General features: G+C 71.7%; 18 protein-coding genes and 1 riboswitch. Of the genes, 12 read left to right on the forward strand and 6 right to left on the reverse strand.

What is annotated here, in order from left to right:
- Positions 1–474: 474 nt before the first annotated feature.
- On the reverse strand, positions 475–2856 hold the full coding sequence (locus tag FVS66_RS00885) for a chitinase C-terminal domain-containing protein (protein ID WP_149179012.1): 2382 nt from the start codon (positions 2854–2856) through the stop codon (positions 475–477).
- A 264-nt stretch (positions 2857–3120) separates the two neighbouring features.
- Positions 3121–3251: riboswitch (FMN riboswitch) on the forward strand.
- A 161-nt stretch (positions 3252–3412) separates the two neighbouring features.
- Between FVS66_RS00885 and ribD the strand changes: the two genes are divergently transcribed.
- The 10 genes from ribD to FVS66_RS00935 all read left to right on the forward strand — a co-directional run bounded on the left by ribD (position 3413) and on the right by FVS66_RS00935 (position 12154).
- On the forward strand, positions 3413–4639 hold the full coding sequence (gene ribD, locus FVS66_RS00890) for a bifunctional diaminohydroxyphosphoribosylaminopyrimidine deaminase/5-amino-6-(5-phosphoribosylamino)uracil reductase RibD (RefSeq protein WP_149179013.1): 1227 nt from the start codon (positions 3413–3415) through the stop codon (positions 4637–4639).
- On the forward strand, positions 4640–5257 hold the full coding sequence (locus FVS66_RS00895) for a riboflavin synthase (RefSeq protein ID WP_149179014.1): 618 nt from the start codon (positions 4640–4642) through the stop codon (positions 5255–5257).
- Entirely contained in the window at positions 5254–5907 is a 654-nt protein-coding gene (locus FVS66_RS00900; protein WP_149179015.1) for a nicotinamide mononucleotide transporter family protein, read from the forward strand. The genes FVS66_RS00895 and FVS66_RS00900 overlap by 4 nt, the downstream gene beginning before the upstream one ends.
- A 91-nt stretch (positions 5908–5998) precedes the next feature.
- A complete protein-coding gene (locus tag FVS66_RS00905) occupies positions 5999–7321 on the forward strand; it encodes a bifunctional 3,4-dihydroxy-2-butanone-4-phosphate synthase/GTP cyclohydrolase II (protein WP_149179016.1) in 1323 nt (440 codons plus the stop codon).
- 58 nt (positions 7322–7379) lie between these two features.
- Entirely contained in the window at positions 7380–7865 is a 486-nt protein-coding gene (ribH, locus tag FVS66_RS00910) for a 6,7-dimethyl-8-ribityllumazine synthase (protein WP_149179017.1), read from the forward strand.
- A gap of 34 nt (positions 7866–7899) precedes the next feature.
- Positions 7900–8172, forward strand: coding sequence for a phosphoribosyl-ATP diphosphatase (locus FVS66_RS00915; protein WP_031078175.1), 273 nt, complete (start codon positions 7900–7902; stop codon positions 8170–8172).
- Between the two features lie 65 nt (positions 8173–8237).
- Entirely contained in the window at positions 8238–9086 is an 849-nt protein-coding gene (hisG, locus tag FVS66_RS00920; RefSeq protein ID WP_149179018.1) for an ATP phosphoribosyltransferase, read from the forward strand.
- Positions 9087–9114: 28 nt separating this feature from the next.
- Complete coding sequence (locus FVS66_RS00925; protein ID WP_149179019.1) at positions 9115–9573, forward strand: PH domain-containing protein; 459 nt, start codon at positions 9115–9117, stop codon at positions 9571–9573.
- Positions 9574–9782: 209 nt separating this feature from the next.
- Positions 9783–11114 carry a hemolysin family protein gene (locus tag FVS66_RS00930; RefSeq protein ID WP_149179020.1) on the forward strand — a complete coding sequence of 444 codons (1332 nt, stop codon included), beginning with the start codon at positions 9783–9785 and terminating at the stop codon, positions 11112–11114.
- Positions 11111–12154 (forward strand): hemolysin family protein, encoded by a 1044-nt coding sequence (locus tag FVS66_RS00935; RefSeq protein WP_149179021.1) that lies wholly within the window; start codon positions 11111–11113, stop codon positions 12152–12154. The genes FVS66_RS00930 and FVS66_RS00935 overlap by 4 nt, the downstream gene beginning before the upstream one ends.
- A 63-nt stretch (positions 12155–12217) precedes the next feature.
- On the opposite strand, the gene FVS66_RS00940 is transcribed toward FVS66_RS00935, so the two are convergent.
- A complete protein-coding gene (locus FVS66_RS00940; protein ID WP_149179022.1) occupies positions 12218–14188 on the reverse strand; it encodes an AAA family ATPase in 1971 nt (656 codons plus the stop codon).
- Positions 14189–14594: 406 nt separating this feature from the next.
- Positions 14595–15239: a hypothetical protein gene (locus FVS66_RS00945; protein ID WP_149179023.1), complete on the reverse strand. Its 645-nt coding sequence runs from the start codon at positions 15237–15239 to the stop codon at positions 14595–14597.
- A 169-nt stretch (positions 15240–15408) separates the two neighbouring features.
- On the opposite strand from FVS66_RS00945, the gene FVS66_RS00950 reads away from it, so the two are divergent.
- Positions 15409–16809 (forward strand): peptidase C39 family protein, encoded by a 1401-nt coding sequence (locus FVS66_RS00950; protein ID WP_149179024.1) that lies wholly within the window; start codon positions 15409–15411, stop codon positions 16807–16809.
- Here the strand turns inward: FVS66_RS00950 and FVS66_RS36695 are convergent.
- On the reverse strand, positions 16757–17149 hold the full coding sequence (locus tag FVS66_RS36695) for a tyrosine-type recombinase/integrase (RefSeq protein ID WP_187645322.1): 393 nt from the start codon (positions 17147–17149) through the stop codon (positions 16757–16759). The genes FVS66_RS00950 and FVS66_RS36695 overlap by 53 nt on opposite strands.
- A gap of 62 nt (positions 17150–17211) precedes the next feature.
- Positions 17212–17511 carry a hypothetical protein gene (locus FVS66_RS36700; protein WP_187645323.1) on the reverse strand — a complete coding sequence of 100 codons (300 nt, stop codon included), beginning with the start codon at positions 17509–17511 and terminating at the stop codon, positions 17212–17214.
- Between FVS66_RS36700 and FVS66_RS00965 the strand changes: the two genes are divergently transcribed.
- Positions 17500–17958, forward strand: coding sequence for a PPC domain-containing DNA-binding protein (locus FVS66_RS00965; RefSeq protein WP_009311896.1), 459 nt, complete (start codon positions 17500–17502; stop codon positions 17956–17958). The two genes, FVS66_RS36700 and FVS66_RS00965, sit on opposite strands and share 12 nt — an antisense overlap.
- On the opposite strand, the gene FVS66_RS00970 is transcribed toward FVS66_RS00965, so the two are convergent.
- Positions 17945–18568: a nucleotidyltransferase domain-containing protein gene (locus FVS66_RS00970; RefSeq protein ID WP_149179026.1), complete on the reverse strand. Its 624-nt coding sequence runs from the start codon at positions 18566–18568 to the stop codon at positions 17945–17947. The two genes, FVS66_RS00965 and FVS66_RS00970, sit on opposite strands and share 14 nt — an antisense overlap.
- Between the last annotated feature and the right edge of the window lie 279 nt (positions 18569–18847).

The following is an 18847-nucleotide window of genomic DNA, read 5'->3' on the forward strand; positions in this document are numbered from 1 at the left end:
CCCACACCACCGGCGCGGGTGCCCCGTTGATCTCCACGCCGCCGAGACGACGCCCCCGCCGTCGCTCCACCAGGTTACGTCGACGGCCGGCGTCTCTCCGGACCGGCCAGGTCGCCCTTCCGCGCCGCGGCCACGAACGACTCGGTCGGCGTCAGCCGCTCCAGCACCACCGGCAGCGCCGCTTCGCCGACTCCAGCGGCCCGGCCACCCGCCCTTTGTGACGACCGGCTTCGGCAGCCAGGCGCCCGGGTACCGCTCCCGCCGGGCGCGCGCCGAGGTGAGCCGGTTCAGGCACAGGTTCGTGACGACCTTGGCCGGCCACGCCCTCGGCTCCCTCGACGACGGCCGGGTCGGCGCCGTCCCACCGATGGGGGAGCGACAGCCTGCCGCGGCGCCGCACGGCGCAGCAGAGACCCGGTGGCGGGCAAGGGCCGTTCTTCACCGCCACCGGGTCTCCGTTCTGGGCGGCAGGCGTCAGCAGGCCCCCAGGTCCTGCCAGACACCCCACTCACCGGTGGTGCCGGGTTCCTCGCCCCGCGTCCACCACTTCGCCTTCCACGTACGGGAGTCGTGGGAGACCACCGAACCGCCGCCGTACGCGACCGACGCGCCCCACGCGGGCTCCGCGCACTCGCCGGGCGTGGGCGTGGGCGTAGGAGTCGGCGTGGGCGTCGGGTCCGTGGGGTCGGGGCTCGGCGTCGGGTCCGTACCGGTGCCGGGCTCGACCACCGTCGTACCCCGCGCCAGGTCACCGGCGAGGGCGTACGTCTTCCCGCCCAGGCCCACCGTCCAGTTGGACGGCGTCGACGTCGGCAGGTAGTACACGAAGTCCAGCTCCACGGAGGCGCCGGGCGCCAGCGACTGCCAGGACGGCAGCTTCAGCGACACGCGGTGGTAGTCGCCCTTCAGCCCGCCGACGTTGGCGCCGGTGTGGTCGCTGCGGATGATCGTCGTACCGAAGCCCGACTGGTCCTTGGCGTTGCCGGGCGCCGATGTGGCGTAGTCGAACTGGAACTCCGTACCGCCCGGCAAGGTGGCCGACGTGTTGTTGGTGATCTTCAGCTTGGGGCTGATGGGGTAGTTGGAGTCGCCGAGCGGGAAGTCCCCGAACGCGACGTCGACGTTCACCGCCTGGCTCGGCAGGGCGGTCGTGGCGCGCTTCGCGCCGTACGGGGCGGCCGCCTTGAACTTCTCGTACATGGCGGTCGTGAGCGTGTCGCCCGGCTCGTACTGGCCCTCGGCGGCGTTCCAGTCGTAGTCGCCCGCGAGCTCCCAGACCATGGTGCCGCCGATGCCCCGGTCGACCACGTAGTCGGCCTTGGCATTGACCGACTGCTCGTCCTCCGTGGACAGGAAGACCTTCTTCTCGGCGTTCCACAGCCACGGAGCGACCAGCGTGGAGTCGTACTCACGGGCGTATGTACCGGTCAGCCGGGTGTCCGCCGGGAAGCCGTACCGTGTCACGTAGTCGCCGACGACGCCCTTCTCCAGGTTCTTGGCGTGCCACATCGGGTTGGAGCCCGCCGGGGACTCGGCGCCGTTGTCGTCCTTGTCGTGCCACAGGTTGTCGATGCCGACGGCGCCGTCACCGCACTTGGTGAGGCCGGAGCCGGCCGGGCAGGCCGTCGTGGCGGCCTTGCCCCACAGACCGTCCGTGCCGCCCTGCACGTTCTTGAAGCCGCGCGTGTAGTACGGCAGGCCGATGTTGATGCGGCCGGCCGGCATCGAGCCGCGGAAGTAGTGGTACGCCCAGTCGGTGTTGAGGTACCCGATGCCGCCGTACTGCGAGGTCGAGTAGACGCCCGCGGCGGCCAGCTCCGCGTCCTTGCCGTCGTCGAACAGCGAGGCGTTGGGGCCGACGTACTCGTTCCAGGCGCCGTGCAGGTCGTACGACATGATGTTGACGTAGTCGAGGTACTTCTGCTGCTGGTACGTCTCCATGCCGCGCAGCAGATAGCCGGACGACGGTGCGGCGACGGTGAGCAGGTAGTGCCTGCCGTCGGCGGCGCCGGCCCGGTCGAGCTTCTCGCGCAGGGTCTTCATCAGCGCCGAGTAGCCCTGGACGAGGCCCGCGCGGCGGCCGTTGGAGACCGACCGGTCCAGCGGGTTGCCTGCGTCCTTCATCGTCGTCGGGTACTCGTAGTCGATGTCGACGCCGTTGAAGCCGTACGTCCGGATGAACTCCACGGCCGAGTCGGCGAAGGTGTTGATCCCCGCCTGGTTGACGGAGCCGTCCGCGTTGGTGGCCATGGAGTAGAAGCCGCCGGAGGCGACGCGGTCGCCGTTGTCGTCGAAGTAGCCGCCGGTCTCCGCCCAGCCGCCGACCGAGATCAGCGTCTTGACGTCCGGGTGCTGCTTCTTGAACTTGTTCAGCAGATTGAAGTGGCCCTTGTACGGCAGGGCCGGGTCCATCTCGGCGCCCGGAACGCCCGGCCAGGTCATGCCGGTCGCGGCGTTGGCGGGGGAGTCGCCGCCGACGGAGAGCCGGTTGCCCGAGTCGACGTGGGCGAACGCGTAGTTGATGTGGGTGATCTTGTCCCACGGGATGTCGGAGGCGAGGTAGGCGGGCGTCCCGTCCTTACCGGTGCGCCAGCCGGTGAAGTAGCCGATGACGCGCCGCTGGTGGTCCGCGCCCATCTTCTCGCGGCCCTCGGTGTCGTAGACCGAGCAGTAGGGGACGTCGACGCCCGGGGTCTTGTGGAGGCCGTCGGGGCGACAGGATTCTCCTCCGAGGACTTCGTCCAGGGGGGACCCCCAGGCGGCGGAGGAAGGGACGGAGAGCGAGCTGAGCAGCAGTCCGGCGACGGCGGCGCCGGACGCGAGCAGTGAGGCTCTCGCACGGGGGGATGACAGCACGGTCGGCTCCTCCTGGGGAGTCGGGCTTCACGCAACATGCGGCTTCTGGCAGGGGATTGGTCGTGCCGGGCCCGGGTGTGCGCACACCGGAGGGCCGTCTCCGCGGAGAGGTGACGCAGACACTAAGAGGACTAGACCAGAGCGTCAATAGGTCTGGACCAGTCGGGGTTGGGTGTGCGGCCGGAACCGTGTTGTGAGTCACTCCACAGAGGATCACCCGTATGGCGGGCGCGTCGCCGTGGCACACTTGCCCTGTATCAGCAGCAGCGCACTCCGGGGTCGGTGTAATTCCGAACCGGCGGTTACAGTCCGCGACCCGGCCGCATCCAGTGGCCGGTTGACCAGGTGAAATTCCTGGACCGACGGTGAAAGTCCGGATGGGAGGCAGTGCGCGGCGGGCGATCCCCGACAGGGGCGCGCCGGCCGTCCGCTGGTCGCCGGTTCCCACCGGTGGCCGGTCGGCGCCGTGCGGCGTACCCCGAGTGGCGGTGTCGTTCCGCTCTCTGTCGTCATCGACAGGCCCCGGAGTCCGTGCCCGACGAGGCAGGAGGACCCGGTGGCCACAGCGGCCGATGTGAACGCCATGCGCCGAGCAGTCGCGCTCGCCGCCCGCGGACTCGGCTCCACCAGCCCCAACCCGGTCGTCGGCTGCGTCGTCCTCGACGCCTCGGGCCACGAGGTCGGCGCCGGGTACCACGAGCGCGCCGGCGGCCCGCACGCCGAGGTGCACGCCCTCCGCGAGGCCGGCGTCCTCGCCCGCGGCGGCACCGCGTACGTCACCCTCGAACCGTGCGACCACACCGGCCGCACCGGCCCCTGCGCCCAGGCGCTCATCGAGGCCGGCGTCGCCCGCGTCGTCTACGCCGTGGCCGACCCCACCCCGCAGGCCACCGGCGGCGCCGACACACTCCGCGCGGCCGGCGTCCGGGTCGAGCACGGCCTCCTCGCCGACGAGGCCGAGGCCGGCAACGCCGCCTGGCTCACCTCCGTACGCCTCGGCCGCCCCTACATCCGCTGGAAGTACGCCGCCACCCTCGACGGCCGCATCGCCGCCGCCGACGGCACCAGCCGCTGGATCACCTCCGCCGAGTCCCGCGCCGACGTCCACCGGCTGCGCGCCGAGGCGGACGCCGTGCTCGTCGGCTCCGGCACCGCACGCGCCGACGACCCGCACCTCGCGGTACGAGCCGGCACGGACCCGGAGTCGGCGGCCGTCCAGCCCCTGCGCGTCGTCGTCGACACCGAGGCCACCGCCGTGAAGCCCGGCGCCCGCGTCCTGGACGACGCCGCGCCCACGCTGATCGCCGTAGCCGAGGACGCGGCGGCCGACCATCTCGCCGGGGCCGATGTCGTACGGCTCCCGAGGGCCGCGACCGGCCGCGGCCTCGCCGTACCGGCCCTGCTGGCCGCCCTGCACGAGCGCGGCGTCCGCTCCGTACTCCTCGAAGGCGGCCCGACCCTCGCCGGGGCCTTCGCCGCCGAGGGCGCCGTCGACGAGGTCGTCGGCTATCTCGCCCCCGTCCTCCTCGGCGCCGGGCCCGCCGCCCTCGGCGACGCCGGCGTCACCACCATCACCGACGCGCTGCGGCTCCACGTCACCGACACCACCCGCATCGGCCCCGACCTCCGCGTCACCGCCGTCCCGCTGACACCTGCCGACACGGACGACACGGACGACACGGACGACACCCCGGCCGGTGACGGCCGGGGAGCCGGGGGCCGTCCCCCGGGAATCCGCAGTACCGCCCGGCCCCGCACCCTCCCCACCACCAAGGAGCACTGAGTGTTCACCGGAATCGTCGAAGAACTGGGTGAGGTCACCGCCGTCGAGGAGCTCGACGACGCCTCCCGCTTCCGCCTCCGCGGCCCCGTGGTCACCCAGGGCGCGAAGCACGGCGACTCGATCGCCGTCAACGGCGTGTGCCTCACCGTCGTCGAGCACGAGGGCGACGAGTTCACCGCGGACGTGATGGCCGAGACCCTCAAGCGCTCCAGCCTCGGTGCCCTCACCGTCGGCTCCCGCGTCAACCTGGAGCGGCCCATGGTCGCCGACGGCCGCTTCGGCGGGCACATCGTCCAGGGCCACGTCGACGGCACCGGCACCGTCGTCGCACGCACGCCCTCCGACAACTGGGAGATCGTCAAGATCTCCCTCCCCGCCGAACTCGCCCGCTACGTCGTCGAGAAGGGCTCCATCACGGTCGACGGCGTCAGCCTCACCGTGGTCGAGGCCGGCCCGGAGCACTTCACCGTGAGCCTCATCCCGACCACGCTCGCCCTCACCACCCTCGGCGTCAAGCAGCCCGGTGACCCGGTCAACCTCGAGGTCGACGTCATCGCCAAGTACGTCGAGCGCCTCCTCGGCACGCAGGGAGCCGCCACCCGGGAGGGCGGGCGGTGAACACTCTGAACTGGCTCAACAGTGAGGCGTTCACCGCCGTAGGACAGCGCATCATCTGGTCCGACATGCTCGGCAACGCCATCGGCCTCGCCGCCCTCGCCCTCGGCTGGCGGCGCTCCATATGGACCTGGCCCGCCCAACTGCTCTCCGGCGTCGTCCTCGTCGCCGCCTACGCCTCCGCCCAGCTCGGCGGCGGCGTGGGCAAGCAGCTCCTGGTCATCACCGTCGCCGTCTGGGGCTGGCGGCAGTGGACCCTGGGCAGGCAGCAGGCCCAGGACGGCTCCATCGCCGTCCGGTTCGCCACCTGGAAGGAACGCGGCCTCCTCCTGACCGGCGCCGTCCTCGGCACGCTCGCCGTCGGCGGCCTGTTCACCCTGTACCCGTCGCTGTCCTGGAGCCCGTGGGCCGACGCGTACATCTTCGTCGGCACCCTCGTCGCGATGGTCGCCCAGGCCCGGGGGCTCGTCGAGTTCTGGTTCGCCTGGCTCCTCGTCGACGTCGTGGGCGTCCCGCTCGCCTTCAGCAGCGGCCTCGCCTTCTCGGGCCTCGTCTATGTCATCTACTTCGCCCTCGTCCTGTGGGGCATGCGTGACTGGTGGCTCCGCACGCGCACCCCGGCAGCCCGGGCTCTGGAAGGAGCACCGCTGTGAGCGATGCGTGCGCGGCCGCCGGGCCGCAGATGCTCACGATGTCCGCACCTCTGCGCCGCGCGGGCGACGAAGCGAACGAAAGGGATGCAGCATGACCACCGCCCCCGAGCTCACCGTGTGGGACACCACCGACCTCACCCTCGACCCCGTCGAGCAGGCCATCCGCGACATCGCGGCCGGCCGGCCCGTCGTGGTCGTCGACGACGAGGACCGCGAGAACGAGGGCGACCTCGTCATCGCCGCGGAGAAGGCGACGCCCGAGATCGTCGCCTTCATGATGAGCGAGTGCCGCGGCCTCATCTGCGCCCCCATGGAGGGCGACGAGCTCGACCGCCTCCAGCTGCCGCAGATGGTCACCGACAACACCGAGTCGATGAAGACGGCCTTCACGGTCTCCGTCGACGCGGCCCCCGTCCACGGCGTCACCACCGGCATCTCCGCGTCCGACCGCGCCACCACCCTCCAGCTCCTCGCGGACGGCACCGCCGAGGCGTCCGACTTCGTCCGCCCCGGCCATGTTTTCCCGCTGCGCGCCCAGCCCGGCGGCGTCCTCGTCCGCAACGGCCACACAGAGGCCGCCGTCGACCTGGCCCGCCTCGCCGGACTCCGCCCGGCCGGCGCCATCGTCGAGATCGCCGGCGAGGACGGCGTCATGCTGCGGCTGCCGGAGCTGGTCCCGTTCGCCCGCAAGCACGGCCTGACGATCATCTCCATCGAGGACCTGATCGCCTACCGCCGCGGCTCCGCCCCGGCGGCCCACCGGGACACCGGTGTCCGCCTCCCGACCGTCCGCCGCGAGGCCGAGGTGCGGCTGCCGACCGCGCACGGCGACTTCACCGCGTACGGCTACCGCTCGACCGTCGACGGCGTCGAGCACGTCGCCCTCGTCCACGGCGACATCGGCGACGGCGAGGACCTCCTCGTCCGCGTCCACTCCGAGTGCCTCACCGGCGACGTCTTCCACTCGCTGCGTTGCGACTGCGGCCCCCAGCTGCACGCCTCCATGGAGCGGATCACCGAGGAGGGCCGCGGTGTCGTCGTCTACCTGCGTGGCCACGAGGGCCGCGGCATCGGCCTGCTGTCCAAGCTCCGCGCGTACGAACTCCAGGAGCGCGGTCGCGACACCCTCGACGCCAACCTGGAGCTCGGCCTCCCCGCCGACGCCCGCGACTACGCCGCCGGCGCCCAGATGCTCGCCGACCTCGGGGTCCGCAGCGTCCGGCTCCTGACCAACAACCCGGACAAGACCTCCGCCCTCGTCCGCCACGGGATCACCGTCGCGGGCCGGGAGCCCATGCCCGTCCAGGCGGGTGAGCACAACCTGCACTACCTGCGCACCAAGCGCGACCGCATGGGCCACGACCTGCCGTGGCTCGACGGGGCGGCCGACGTGTCCCCCTGCGTCGCCCAGTAGCGAGCACCACCCCACCAGTACAGAGCAAGCAGTAGGCACCACCACACCTAGGAGAAACGTGAGCGGCAAGGGCGCACCCGAACTGACCGTGAAGAACTGCGGCGACCTCCGTGTCGCGGTCATCGCGGCCCAGTGGCACGAGAAGATCATGAACGGCCTGGTCGACGGTGCGCTGCGCGCCCTCCACGAGCTCGGCATCGACGAGCCGACCGTGCTCCGCGTCCCGGGCAGCTTCGAGCTGCCCGTCGTCGCCAAGGTCCTCGCCGGCCGCGGCTACGACGCGGTCGTCGCTCTCGGGGTCGTCGTCCGCGGCGGCACCCCCCACTTCGACTACGTGTGCCAGGGCGTCACCCAGGGCCTCGTACAGGTCTCCGTCGACACCGGCGTCCCGGTCGGCTTCGGCGTCCTCACCTGCGACACCGAGGAGCAGGCCCTCGACCGCGCCGGTCTGGAGGGCTCGAACGAGGACAAGGGCCACGAAGCGGTCACCGCCGCCGTCGCCACCGCGATGACACTGCGCACGGTCAGCGAACCCTGGCGCTGAGTGGGTGCCCCGGCTCCCGTACTCTTAGGACATCATGGCGAACAAAACCTTCGAAGAGCTCTTCGCCGAGCTCGAGCTCAAGGCGAAGACCGGCGACCCCGCCACCTCCCGCACCGCCGAGCTGGTGGACAAGGGCGTCCATGCCATCGGCAAGAAGGTCGTCGAGGAGGCCGCCGAAGTGTGGATGGCCGCCGAGTACGAGGGCAAGGAAGCCGCCGCCGAGGAGATCTCGCAGCTGCTGTACCACGTCCAGGTGATGATGGTCGCCCGCGGGATCTCCCTCGACGACGTCTACGCCCACCTCTGATCCCCCCCCCGCACCACCCCCCCTCGGAACATCCGAACCACTCCGAAGCAAAGGAAGCCCGCACCATGCTGCGCATCGCCGTCCCCAACAAGGGTTCACTGTCCGGACCTGCGTCGGCGATGCTCCATGAGGCCGGCTACAAGCAGCGCAAGGAGTCCAAGGAACTGGTACTGGTCGACCCGGACAACGAAGTGGAGTTCTTCTACCTCCGCCCCCGGGACATCGCCATCTACGTCAGCTCCGGCAAGCTCGACATCGGCATCACCGGCCGCGACCTGCTGCTGGACTCCGGCGCAAACGCCGAGGAGATCCTCGAACTCGGCTTCGCCCGCTCGACCTTCCGGTACGCCACCAAGCCCGGCACGGCCACCGGCCCGGCCGGCTTCGGCGGGATGACCATCGCCACCTCGTACGAGGGCATCGTCGCCAAGCACCTCGCCGACCAGGGCATCGACGCCTCCGTCGTCCACCTCGACGGGGCCGTCGAGACCGCCATCCAGCTCGGCGTCGCCCAGGTCATCGCCGACGTCGTGGAGACCGGCACCTCGCTGCGGAACGCCGGTCTGGAGGTCGTCGGCGAGCCCATCCTCACCTCCGAGGCCGTCGTGGTCCGCCGCACCGGCGCCCCCACGGACGACCCCGAGGTGCAGCGGTTCCTCCGCCGCCTCCAGGGCGTCCTGGTGGCCCGGAGCTACGTGATGATGGACTACGACTGCCGCGCCGAGCACCTGGAGCAGGCCGTCGCCCTCACTCCCGGCCTGGAGTCCCCGACGGTCTCCCCGCTGCACAACGAGGGCTGGGTCGCCGTCCGCGCCATGGTCCCCGCGAAGGAGGCGCAGCGCATCATGGACGACCTGTACGCCCTGGGCGCCCGGGCCATCCTCACCACAGAGATCCACGCCTGCCGCCTCTGAGCCCGGAACCGGAAGCCGACGCCCCACCATGCGCGACGCAGCCACCGAACCCCCCTCCCTCCCCGTCACCTTCCGGCCGAGGCGTACCCGCGCCGTCCTCCTCACCATCGGCGCGGCGATGTTCGCCGTCATCACGGTCGTCGCCGTGACGCTGGACCGGCTGCACCCGGGGGAGCGGATGAGCTTCATCCTCACGGCGGCGCTCTTCTACGGGGTGCTGATCCTGCTGAGCCGCCCCAAGGTCGTCGCCGACGAGGACGGCGTCATCGTCGTCAACCTGACCCGGACCCGCCGCCTGGCCTGGGCGGAGATCCTCCGGGTCAACCTGCGCGTCGGCGACCCGTGGGTCTTCCTCGACCTCAGCGACGGCACGAGCCTGCCCGCACTCGGCATCCAGCCCGGCATCGGCAAGGCACAGGCCATCCGTGACGCGCAGACGCTGCGCGCCCTGGCCGAGAGCCGTGGTACGGGATCCGGGCAGCGCTGACGGCCCCGCGACCGGGCGCCGCCCTCTGCCCTGCCCCGGCCGGGGCCGATTACTCTTGTCGCGGCGGCGCCGACTGCGCCCCGCCCCGCACACACGGCAGCGGTCGGGCCGGCGGGGCACCTGCGACCCGAGGAGTGACTCCCTCCGGCAATGGACGGATCGTCCGGTAGTACCTGCGCCGCCCCCTCCGCACCTGAGGAGGCGGCGGCATGACCATCCCCCTCCTGCTGCTCTGCGCGGCATTCCTTCTGATCCTCGCCAACGGCTTCTTCGTGGCGGCCGAGTTCGGCCTCGTCACAGTGGAGCGGGCCGACGCCGAACGCGCCGCCGCCGACGGCGACCGACGGGCCCGTACCGTCGTCAAGGCCCTGCGGGAACTGTCCTTCCAGCTCTCCGGCACCCAGCTGGGCATCACCCTCACCTCGCTCGTCGTCGGCATGCTCGCCGAACCGGCCCTCGCCCGGCTCCTGAACGGACCGCTCACCGCGACCGGACTGCCCGCCGGTGCCGTCCCCGGCGTCGCCGTGGCCATCGGCATGCTCGCCGCGTCCGCCGTACAGATGGTGATCGGCGAACTCGTCCCCAAGAACTGGGCGGTGTCACGGCCACTCCAGGTGGCACGGTTCGTGGCGGGCCCCCAGTACGCGTTCTCGTCCGTCTTCCGCCCGATGATCGCGCTGCTGAACACGGTCGCCAACCGCCTGGTGCGCCTCCTGGGCGTCGAGCCCACCGAGGAGCTGGCCTCCGCCCGTACCCCCGGCGAACTGGTCGCCCTCGCCCGGCACTCGGCGCGGGCGGGCGCCCTCGAACAGGACACCGCGGACCTCTTCGTACGGACCCTCTCCCTCGGCGGACTCACGGCACAGCACGTCATGACGCCCCGGGTGAAGGTCAGCGCCCTCCAGTCGGACGCGACCGCCGCGGACGTCCTCAACCTGACCCGCGCGACGGGCCTGTCCCGCTTCCCGGTGTACCGCGAACGCATCGACGAGATCGTCGGCATGGTCCATCTGAAGGACGCCCTCGCGGTCCCCGCGCGGGACCGCCTGCGCACCCGGGTGGCACGTATCGCCGTCCCGCCGCTGCTCGTCCCCGAGACCCTGCCGGCCCAGGCACTTCTGGAGCGGCTGCGCAGCGAACAGCCCATCGCCGTCGTCGTCGACGAATACGGCGGTACGGCGGGTGTGGTCACCCTGGAGGACATCGTCGAGGAACTCGTCGGAGAGGTGCGCGACGAGCACGACGCGGCAGGGGAGGAGGAGCCCGAACTCGCCGCCGTCGCAGTGGAGGACGGCCACCCGGCCTGGGACGCCGACGGCAGCTGCCGCGTCCACGAGCTGAAACGCATAGGTCTGGAGGTGCCCGAAGGCCCGTACGAGACCGTCGCCGGGCTCGTCGCCGACCTGCTGGGCCGCATCCCCGCCCCCGGCGACCACGCCGAGCTGCCGGGCTGGCGCCTCTCCGTGCGCCAGGTGGACCGCTACCGCGCCGAGCGCGTGCGTCTGGTCCGTACCGCGGATGTCGCGGAGGCGGCCCGGTGAACGCCCTCCAACTCCTCTTGGCCGCCCTTCTGGTCCTCGCGAACGGCTTCTTCGTGGGCGCGGAGTTCGCTCTGGTCTCCGTCCGCCGCAGCCAGATCGAGCAGCTCGGCTCCAAGCGGGCCCGCAGGGTCCTGCACGGCCTGGAGAACCTTCCGCAGATGATGGCCGCCGCGCAGTTCGGCATCACGGTCTGCTCCCTCACACTGGGCGCCGTCGCCGAACCCACGGTGGCGCGACTCCTGGAGCCGCTCTTCCACGCCGTCCACCTCCCCGAGGGCCTCGTCCACCCCCTCGGCTACGTCATCGCCCTGGCCGCGGTCGTCTTCCTGCACCTAGTGGTGGGCGAGATGGTCCCGAAGAACCTGGCGATGGCGGCACCCGAGAAGACGGCGCTGTGGCTGAGCCCGGCGCTGGTCGGATTCGCGCGGCTGTGCGTACCGGTGACGAGGGCGCTGGGGGCCTGCGCGAACGGGATCCTCAAGGCATTCGGCGTGGAACCGAAGGACGAGGTGGAGGCCGTCTTCACCAGCGAGCAGCTGAACCGCCTCGTCGAGGACGCCGGCCAGGCCGGGCTGCTGGCCCCCGCCGAGCGGGAGCGCCTGGGAGACGCCCTGGAACTGGGCACCCGGCCGGTCCGTGACGTGGTGATCCCCGGCACGGCCCTGGTGACGGTGCCCCCGTCGGTCACCCCGGCCCAGATCGAGGACCTGACCGTGCGCACGGGCTACTCCCGCTTCCCGATCCTCGCGGAAGGCGGCGGCGCGTTCCTGGGCTTCCTGCACGTCAAGGACGTCCTCGACATGGAGGACCCGGACCGCGCGGTCCCCCAGCACATCTGGCGCCCCATGGCCACCCTGCGCGCCGAACTCCCCCTGGACGACGCGCTGACGGTCCTCCGCCGGGCGGCGACCCACCTGGCGCAGGTCGCGGACGCGTCGGGCAGGGTACTGGGCCTGGTCGCCCTTGAGGACATGCTGGAAATGCTGGTGGGCGAGGTCCGAGACCCCTCCCACCGCCACCCGGAGACCCTCCAGGTGTAGGTACCCCGGCCCGCGGTCGCCCATGACGGCACCGGCCACGCCGGGGAGGGCACCGCGGCAGGGTCAGTACCCCGTCGGCGGCGGCTCCTGCGGCCCCCGGGTACTGGGCCCACGGCCCGAGAGGACCTCGCCGTACGCCTGCATCAGGTCCGGCAGCCGCAGCGTCGAGAGGTCCTCGCGGGTCGGCGTGCCCGTGTACCCGGAAAGCCTCAGGTCCCGGTACGCGCACGACTTCTCGTACAGCGTCCGCAGGAACCGTCCGTTGCCCAGCTCGTCGATCCACCCCTGGTCCACCACATGCCCGCTGATCGAGCGCAGCTCGTCCAGGGACTCCTCGTCCCACATGTCCCCGTCCGCCGCCGCCAGGACCTTCCCGATCTCCGTCAGCTCCAGCGGCCGGTACGACGGGAAGTCCACCCGGGTGGTGAAGCGGGACGACAGCCCGGGGTTCGCCGCCAGCAGCCGGTCCATGCCCTCCGGGTAGCCGGCGAGGATCACCACCAGATGGTCCCGGTTGTCCTCGGCGCGCTTCAGCAGGACCTGCAGGGCCTCGTCCCCGTACGCGTCGCCCTTGCTGTAGCCCGAGTTGGACAGCGAGTACGCCTCGTCGACGAACAGCACCCCGCCCAGCGCCGAGTCGATCAGCTCGTTCGCCTTCACCGCGGTCTGGCCCAGAAACTCACCCACCAGATCCGCCCGCTGTGCCTCGACCAGATGGTCGCCTCCGAGCAGCCCGAGCGCGTAGAACACCCGCCCAAGAATCCGCGCGACAGTGGTCTTCCCGGTGCCGGAGGGACCGGAGAAGACAAAGTGACGTTTCGGCGGCTGTACGGGCAGCCCCTGCGCCGCGCGCAGCCGTGCCATCTCCAGCTGTGCCGACAGTGCCTTGACCTGGCGCTTCACCGGCTCCAGACCGACCATCCGCTCCAGCTCCGCCAGGGCCTCGGCGAGGAGCGCCGGGTCGGTGGGGCTCGTCGGGAAGGGCGGGGCAGCCGGCCGCCCGGGCACTCCGCCGGCCGCCTTCTCGCGCGCCCCGCCGGGCGGTACGGGCGCGGCGGGAGGGCCGGAGCCGGCCGGGCCTCCGCCCAGTCCGGCGCCCCCGGGGACGGAGCCTGCGCCGGCCCCCGGAGCGGCCTGCGAGGGGATCTCCGGGCCCGGCCCCTCCTGCCCGTCCACCCCCGCGTCCAGCACGTCCGTGCCGCCGTCGGTCCCGGCGCCCGCGAGGGACACCGCGGCCAGCCCGGCGGCCTCGTCCGCCGTACCGTCGAATCCGTCGTACTCGGCGATCGCCGCCAGCCGCGCCGCGGTGTCCATGAACGCCGGGTCCACCCGGTGCACCGCCCGGTACAGGGGCAGGGCGGCGGCGGTGCGCCCGGTGCCCTCATGTGCCCGCGCCAGCCAGTAGCGCAGCTCCTTGCGCTGCGGCTGCTCGCTGCGGCACCGCATCAGCGCGGCGGACAGCAGCGGCTCCGCCTGCCCGTACATCTCCAGCCGCACCCGCGCCATGCCGCCGAACAGCCCGGCCTCGATCCCGAGGAGCGGGTCGTCGACGAGCGGCTCCGTGTGCCGTACGAGCTGGTCCCAGTCCTTGACCAGGTACGCCCGGCAGGCGTGCAGGAACCGCACCTGCGGGTCGGTGTCCACGGGCGGCAGCCCCGCCAGCGCCCGGTCGAGCTCGGGCACATGGCGGCCGTCCAGCCAGTGCGAGGCGTGCGCCAGCAGGAGATCGCGCGCGCTCTCCAGCACCGGCTGCACCCACCAGCCCAGCCAGTACCAGGAGTTCAGCGTCCGCCGGTGCCGCGCCCGCTGCTCACCGAACCGGTCGCGGTGGTGGTACATGCGCAGCAGCGCGGTGGTCGTGTCGACCCGCAGGGCGTGCAGCCCGAGCCAGGCGTCGGCCATGCCGGGGTCGATCCGCACAGCCGCCCGGAACTCCTCCTCGGCCTGCGGATACGCGCCCATGGTGTACGCGTCCACGCCGCGCAGCCAGGCGAGGTCGGCCGGGGCCTGTGTGCCCTGCGTGCCGATGTCCATCGGGTCCCCCACAACACGTGTCCCCGGAGCCGTCCCGCCGGGCGGGCGCCCGCCGGAAGCATTCCCAATCGCCTTTTCTTGGACGGGTATTGACCGCACCGGGTGGCATCGTACCTGCGCAGAAGGTGTGCGACTAAGGGCGCAACCAGCGCTCGGGGAGCGCTCGCGGGGGCGCTGACGGCGGTGACCCAGGGTGAGCGTCGACTGGTCGAGCGGCGCGGGGGGAGGGGGTGAAGGGCAGAACGAAGCCCCCGATCACGGGGGAACAACCGGGGGCTTCGCGTCTGCGGCGACTCCGAAAAGCCGCACATTGAGAACGTAAGACCTGTACGGCTCGTCGGTCAAGCGAAGTTGAGGCAGTCTGAGCGGCTGATTTCCGACCGCTCCGTACAGCCGTCCACCATCGTCACGTTGTGTGACGGATTGGCTCCTCATCCGCTGTCGGGGGGTGCCTCGGGAGCCACACGTACCCCTCGCGGCACTCACGTATCAGCGTGTCGGCGAAGGGCAGGGACGGGTCATGAGCGAAATGGCGGGTCTCCGCCACTGTCCATCCGTCCCAGAAGGCGGATTGCGCAGGTCCGTCCCGGTGCCGGCCCCTGCGCCAGGACGCCTCCGGAGCGCGCTCCATCCAGAGGAGTCGTGCCAGGTGGGGGCGGAGGGCGCGGCGTCCGGCACCGACGCCCTCGACCAGGACGACCGGTGCGGGCGGCAGTCGCCTCGGCGGTCCGAACCGACGGGAAATCCAGTCGTACGGGTGATACTCCGCCGCCTCGCCGCGTCTCAGCGGATCGAGCACCTGCTGCCGGAGACGGCCCGTCCACGCGAAGAGCTCGTCGTGCGTGGCGAGGTCGTCGAGGTGGAGGACCGGCGCACCGCCGAGGGCCGCCGCGAGCCGCGCGGCGAACGTCGACTTGCCGGACCCGGCGTGCCCGTCGACGGCCACGAGCCGGACGGGCCCGCAGGACGGCGGCAGCGCCCGCAGTTCGGCGGCGAGCGCGTCCAGGCCGGCCGGGCGGGCGGGACCGGGCGCGGGGGCTCCGTCGGACATGCCGCCACCCTACAGAGGCCGCCACGGCGCGGCCGGAGGGCGGTTGTCCGGCGACGCGGCGCGGATTGCCTGGCGGAGCGGGGGTCCGCCAGCGATAGTGGGCGCGCGCCGACATCGTTACGTGATCGACTCGTGCCGACCGCAGCCGACCCGACAGGGGGATCCCCGTATGCCCGACGCCACCTCGCGCAGAACCGTGCTCGCCGCGGCCCTCGCCACGGCGGGCGCCACCGCCGCCACCGTCGTCGCTTCCGCGAACCCGGCCACCGCGGCGGCCAAGGCTTCCGCGCCACCGCCCGCCGACCCGGCCGCGGAGCCGCCCACCGCCGTCACCGGCCGCCCGCAGGTCGACAACCGCTTCTGGGCCTCGTGCGCCGACTGGAGCCACGGCACGGCCGACGGCGTACGGGCCGTGGCGGGCAGCCGCCCCGGCCTGGCGATCGACGCCCCGTCGGGCCGTGCCGACTACACCGACCCGCACACCGGCCGTACGGCCTCCTGGGAGTACGCCACCTGGACCTCGCCCCGGCACACTCCGGCCGTCCCGGCGACAGAGGTGATCGCGTCCTGGAACGCCGACACGCCCGCCGGGACCTGGATCACCGTGGAGCTGTCCTGCCGCTACTCGGACGGCACCGACACACCCTGGTACGTGATGGGCCGCTGGGCGGCGGGTGACGGTGACATCCGGCGCACCTCGGTCGACGGCCAGAGCGACGGCAGGAGCAGCGTCTGGACCGACACCCTGGCGGTCCGGGACGCGGCGAGCGGCCTGCGCCTGGCGTCCTACCGGCTGCGCCTGACCCTCCACCGGGCCCCCGGCAGTCGCCGTACGCCCACCGTGTGGCGGCTCGGCGCGATGGCCTCGGACGTTCCGGACCGCTTCACCGTCCCCGCCTCCGAGCCCCGCGTGGCCCGCGAGCTGATCGTCCCGCGCTACTCGCAGAACACCCACATCGGCCGGTACCCGGAGTACGACAACGGCGGCGAGGCATGGTGCAGCCCCACCTCCTCGCAGATGATCGTCGAGTACTGGGGCCGCCGCCCCACCGCCGCGGAACTGGCCTGGGTGAAACCGGAGTACGCCGATCCGCAGGTCTGCCACGCGGCCCGCTTCACCTACGACAGCCAGTACGAGGGCTGCGGCAACTGGCCCTTCAACGCCGCCTACGCCGCCACCTACGACGACCTGAACGCCGTCGTGACCCGACTGCACTCGCTCACCGACCTGGAGACGCTCATCGAGGCGGGTATCCCGGCGATCACGTCCCAGTCGTTCCTGGAGGGGGAGCTGACGGGCGCGGGCTACGGCACCGCCGGGCACCTGATGACCGTGATCGGGTTCACCGCCGAGGGCGACGTCGTCGCCAACGACCCCGCGTCCCCGACCAACCAGGCCGTCCGCCGCGTCTACCGGCGGCGCGAGTGGGAGAACATCTGGCTGCGTACGAAGAGGTACGACGCAAACGGCAAGGTCAGAAGCGGTACGGGGGGCGTCTGCTACATCTTCTGGCCGGTCAAGCCAGCACCGAGCCAGCACCGCGTGTTGCGGTCGCTCGGCCTGCTGTGAGCATATACGGCCCCACGGCCGCCTCCACGACCTGACGGCAGCGCTCCCGGCCGTCCTGCGTGAGGTGGTCATAGCGGTCCACCGTGACCTTGATCGAACGATGTCCGAGCCAGCGAGACACTTCGTGAACGGACACACCGTTCGTCAGAGCCGCGCTGGTCCATTTGCGACGCAAGTCGTGCGGCTTGTATGCGGGCAGATCGAGTCGCCTGATGGCACGGTCCCACGACTTGCGCAGAAGATCGGGATACGGCAATCCGCCGCTTGCATTGCGGACCGGAAGTCGATCGATGAACGGCTCAAGGGAAGCGGGTACGGGTATATCTCGCCACTCGCCCACTTTCCGATGCTTCAGCGGGGCGTATTTCGGCGTGTACTTCCCGGAGGCGTCCTTGCAGCGAATCAGGTGGTGTTGAGGGCCGCCCCTTCCCGGCGCCAACGTGCGTACAAGACCTCGATGATGAGCCTGTCTTCGGCAACGGCCCCGTCCTGTCCGACGGGTACGGCTTCCCCGGCTCCGAGAAGGACCTCCTCGGCCGCGGGCTCATCGGCGCCGGAGGCCTCGGCCCGTACCAGGCGCGGCTCCTGCTGCGCGCCCTGCTCGGCCAGGGCGCCGACGGGGCGGCGGTCCGCGAGACCTTCACCACCGCCTCCGCCCGCTGATCCCACCTCGTCAGGAGACACCCGCACATGCGTGCTCACGAGCTGACCGTCGGCCGTACCTTCGGCGTCACCTTCGACCACGGGGAGGACTTCTTCGAGGCGCTGTCCACCTTCTGCCGGGACAACGGTGTACGCCAGGGCTACATCCCCTCGTTCATCGGAGCCTTCGCGGAGGCCGAGATCGTGGGCGCCTGCGAGAAGCTCGCAGACCCGGACGCACCGGTCTGGGCGAAGACGTACGTCACCAACGTCGAGGCGTTCGGCGCGGGCACGCTCGCCCACGACCCGGCCACCGGCGGGATACTCCCGCACATCCACGTCTCCGCCGGCCTGAAGGCCCAGTCGGCTGACGGCAGGACGAGCCACCTCCTCAGCGCCAAGGTCCAGTTCCTCAGCGAACTGCTGATCGTGGAGGTCACATCGCCCACGATGACCCGGCCTCGGAACCCCGACCTCTACGACGTTCCGCTGCTCACGTTCGGCTGACCGGAAGGAGCCGACGAAGCCAGGGGTGGTCGGGCGCGATCACTTTGATCGCGTCCGCCAGCCAGACGCGTGCCGTTGCGTCCAGCAGCGGCAGTACCGCTTCGAAGTCGGTCTCGTCCTTCTCCCGGGTCGCCTTCGCCTTGTAGAAGAGCTGCACCTCGGGCGCGAGATACGGGATGCCCGTCTCGCTCATTCGCCCGAGTTGGTCGATCGGGAGCCGGATCTCCGGGGTGCGCCGCGAGACCCACTGGGTGCCCTCGGCCTCGTCCAGCATGAGCTGCACCGACCACGGCGCCTTCGGCGTGCGGCGGCACCAGATGTCGTGGAGCGGCGGCTGAAGGACCTCTCCAGGACGCCACGGTCGAAGCTCCCCCTGGCCGGGCGGGTCCGCCACGTACAGGTCCCAGTCGGCCAGCAGTTCACGTACGACGGCTTGGTCGCGCCGGAGGACGAGGACGTCGAGATCGCCGTGTGCGCGCAGCTCGCGGCCGACCGCGAGTTCGATCGCGTAGCCACCGGCGATCCACCACGGGAAGTCCGCCTCGGCGAAGACCGCGGCCACATCCTCGGGACGATCCGGCGCCCAGCGTCCCAACACGTCAGCACTCACCTGCCCATACTCCCAGTGATCAGAGGGGAGGAGGCTGAGGCCGGCGGCGGGTCGGCGGTCTCGCTGGAGGGCCCTGTCGCCCGCTCGCACCCCCTGCGCTCATAAACGCCCATGAGCATCAGGGACACCGGCATCCATCGTTGAGTGCGTGACTCGCGACCGGCCTCGTGGCTGGTGCTTGAGCCACGATCCTTCCGGGGCCGCGTGCCCGAAGTCAGGTGCTTCCTGCGGCCGTATGCCTCTCAGCGGCGTACTGGCTGCACTTCCGCGACCACGCCG

The sequence above is a fragment of the Streptomyces sp. TRM49041 genome (assembly GCF_008271805.1).
Classification (GTDB): Bacteria; Actinomycetota; Actinomycetes; order Streptomycetales; family Streptomycetaceae; genus Streptomyces.

What these genes read in the sequence shown, in the direction of transcription:
- FVS66_RS00905 (WP_149179016.1), top strand. Translation starts at nt 5,999, where the DNA reads ATGACCACCGCCCCCGAGCTCACCGTGTGGGACACCACCGACCTCACC.
- FVS66_RS00915 (WP_031078175.1), top strand. Translation starts at nt 7,900, where the DNA reads ATGGCGAACAAAACCTTCGAAGAGCTCTTCGCCGAGCTCGAGCTCAAG.
- hisG (WP_149179018.1), top strand. Translation starts at nt 8,238, where the DNA reads ATGCTGCGCATCGCCGTCCCCAACAAGGGTTCACTGTCCGGACCTGCG.
- FVS66_RS00925 (WP_149179019.1), top strand. Translation starts at nt 9,115, where the DNA reads ATGCGCGACGCAGCCACCGAACCCCCCTCCCTCCCCGTCACCTTCCGG.
- FVS66_RS00930 (WP_149179020.1), top strand. Translation starts at nt 9,783, where the DNA reads ATGACCATCCCCCTCCTGCTGCTCTGCGCGGCATTCCTTCTGATCCTC.
- FVS66_RS00940 (WP_149179022.1), bottom strand. Translation starts at nt 14,188, where the DNA reads ATGGACATCGGCACGCAGGGCACACAGGCCCCGGCCGACCTCGCCTGG.
- FVS66_RS00945 (WP_149179023.1), bottom strand. Translation starts at nt 15,239, where the DNA reads ATGTCCGACGGAGCCCCCGCGCCCGGTCCCGCCCGCCCGGCCGGCCTG.
- FVS66_RS00950 (WP_149179024.1), top strand. Translation starts at nt 15,409, where the DNA reads ATGCCCGACGCCACCTCGCGCAGAACCGTGCTCGCCGCGGCCCTCGCC.
- FVS66_RS00965 (WP_009311896.1), top strand. Translation starts at nt 17,500, where the DNA reads ATGCGTGCTCACGAGCTGACCGTCGGCCGTACCTTCGGCGTCACCTTC.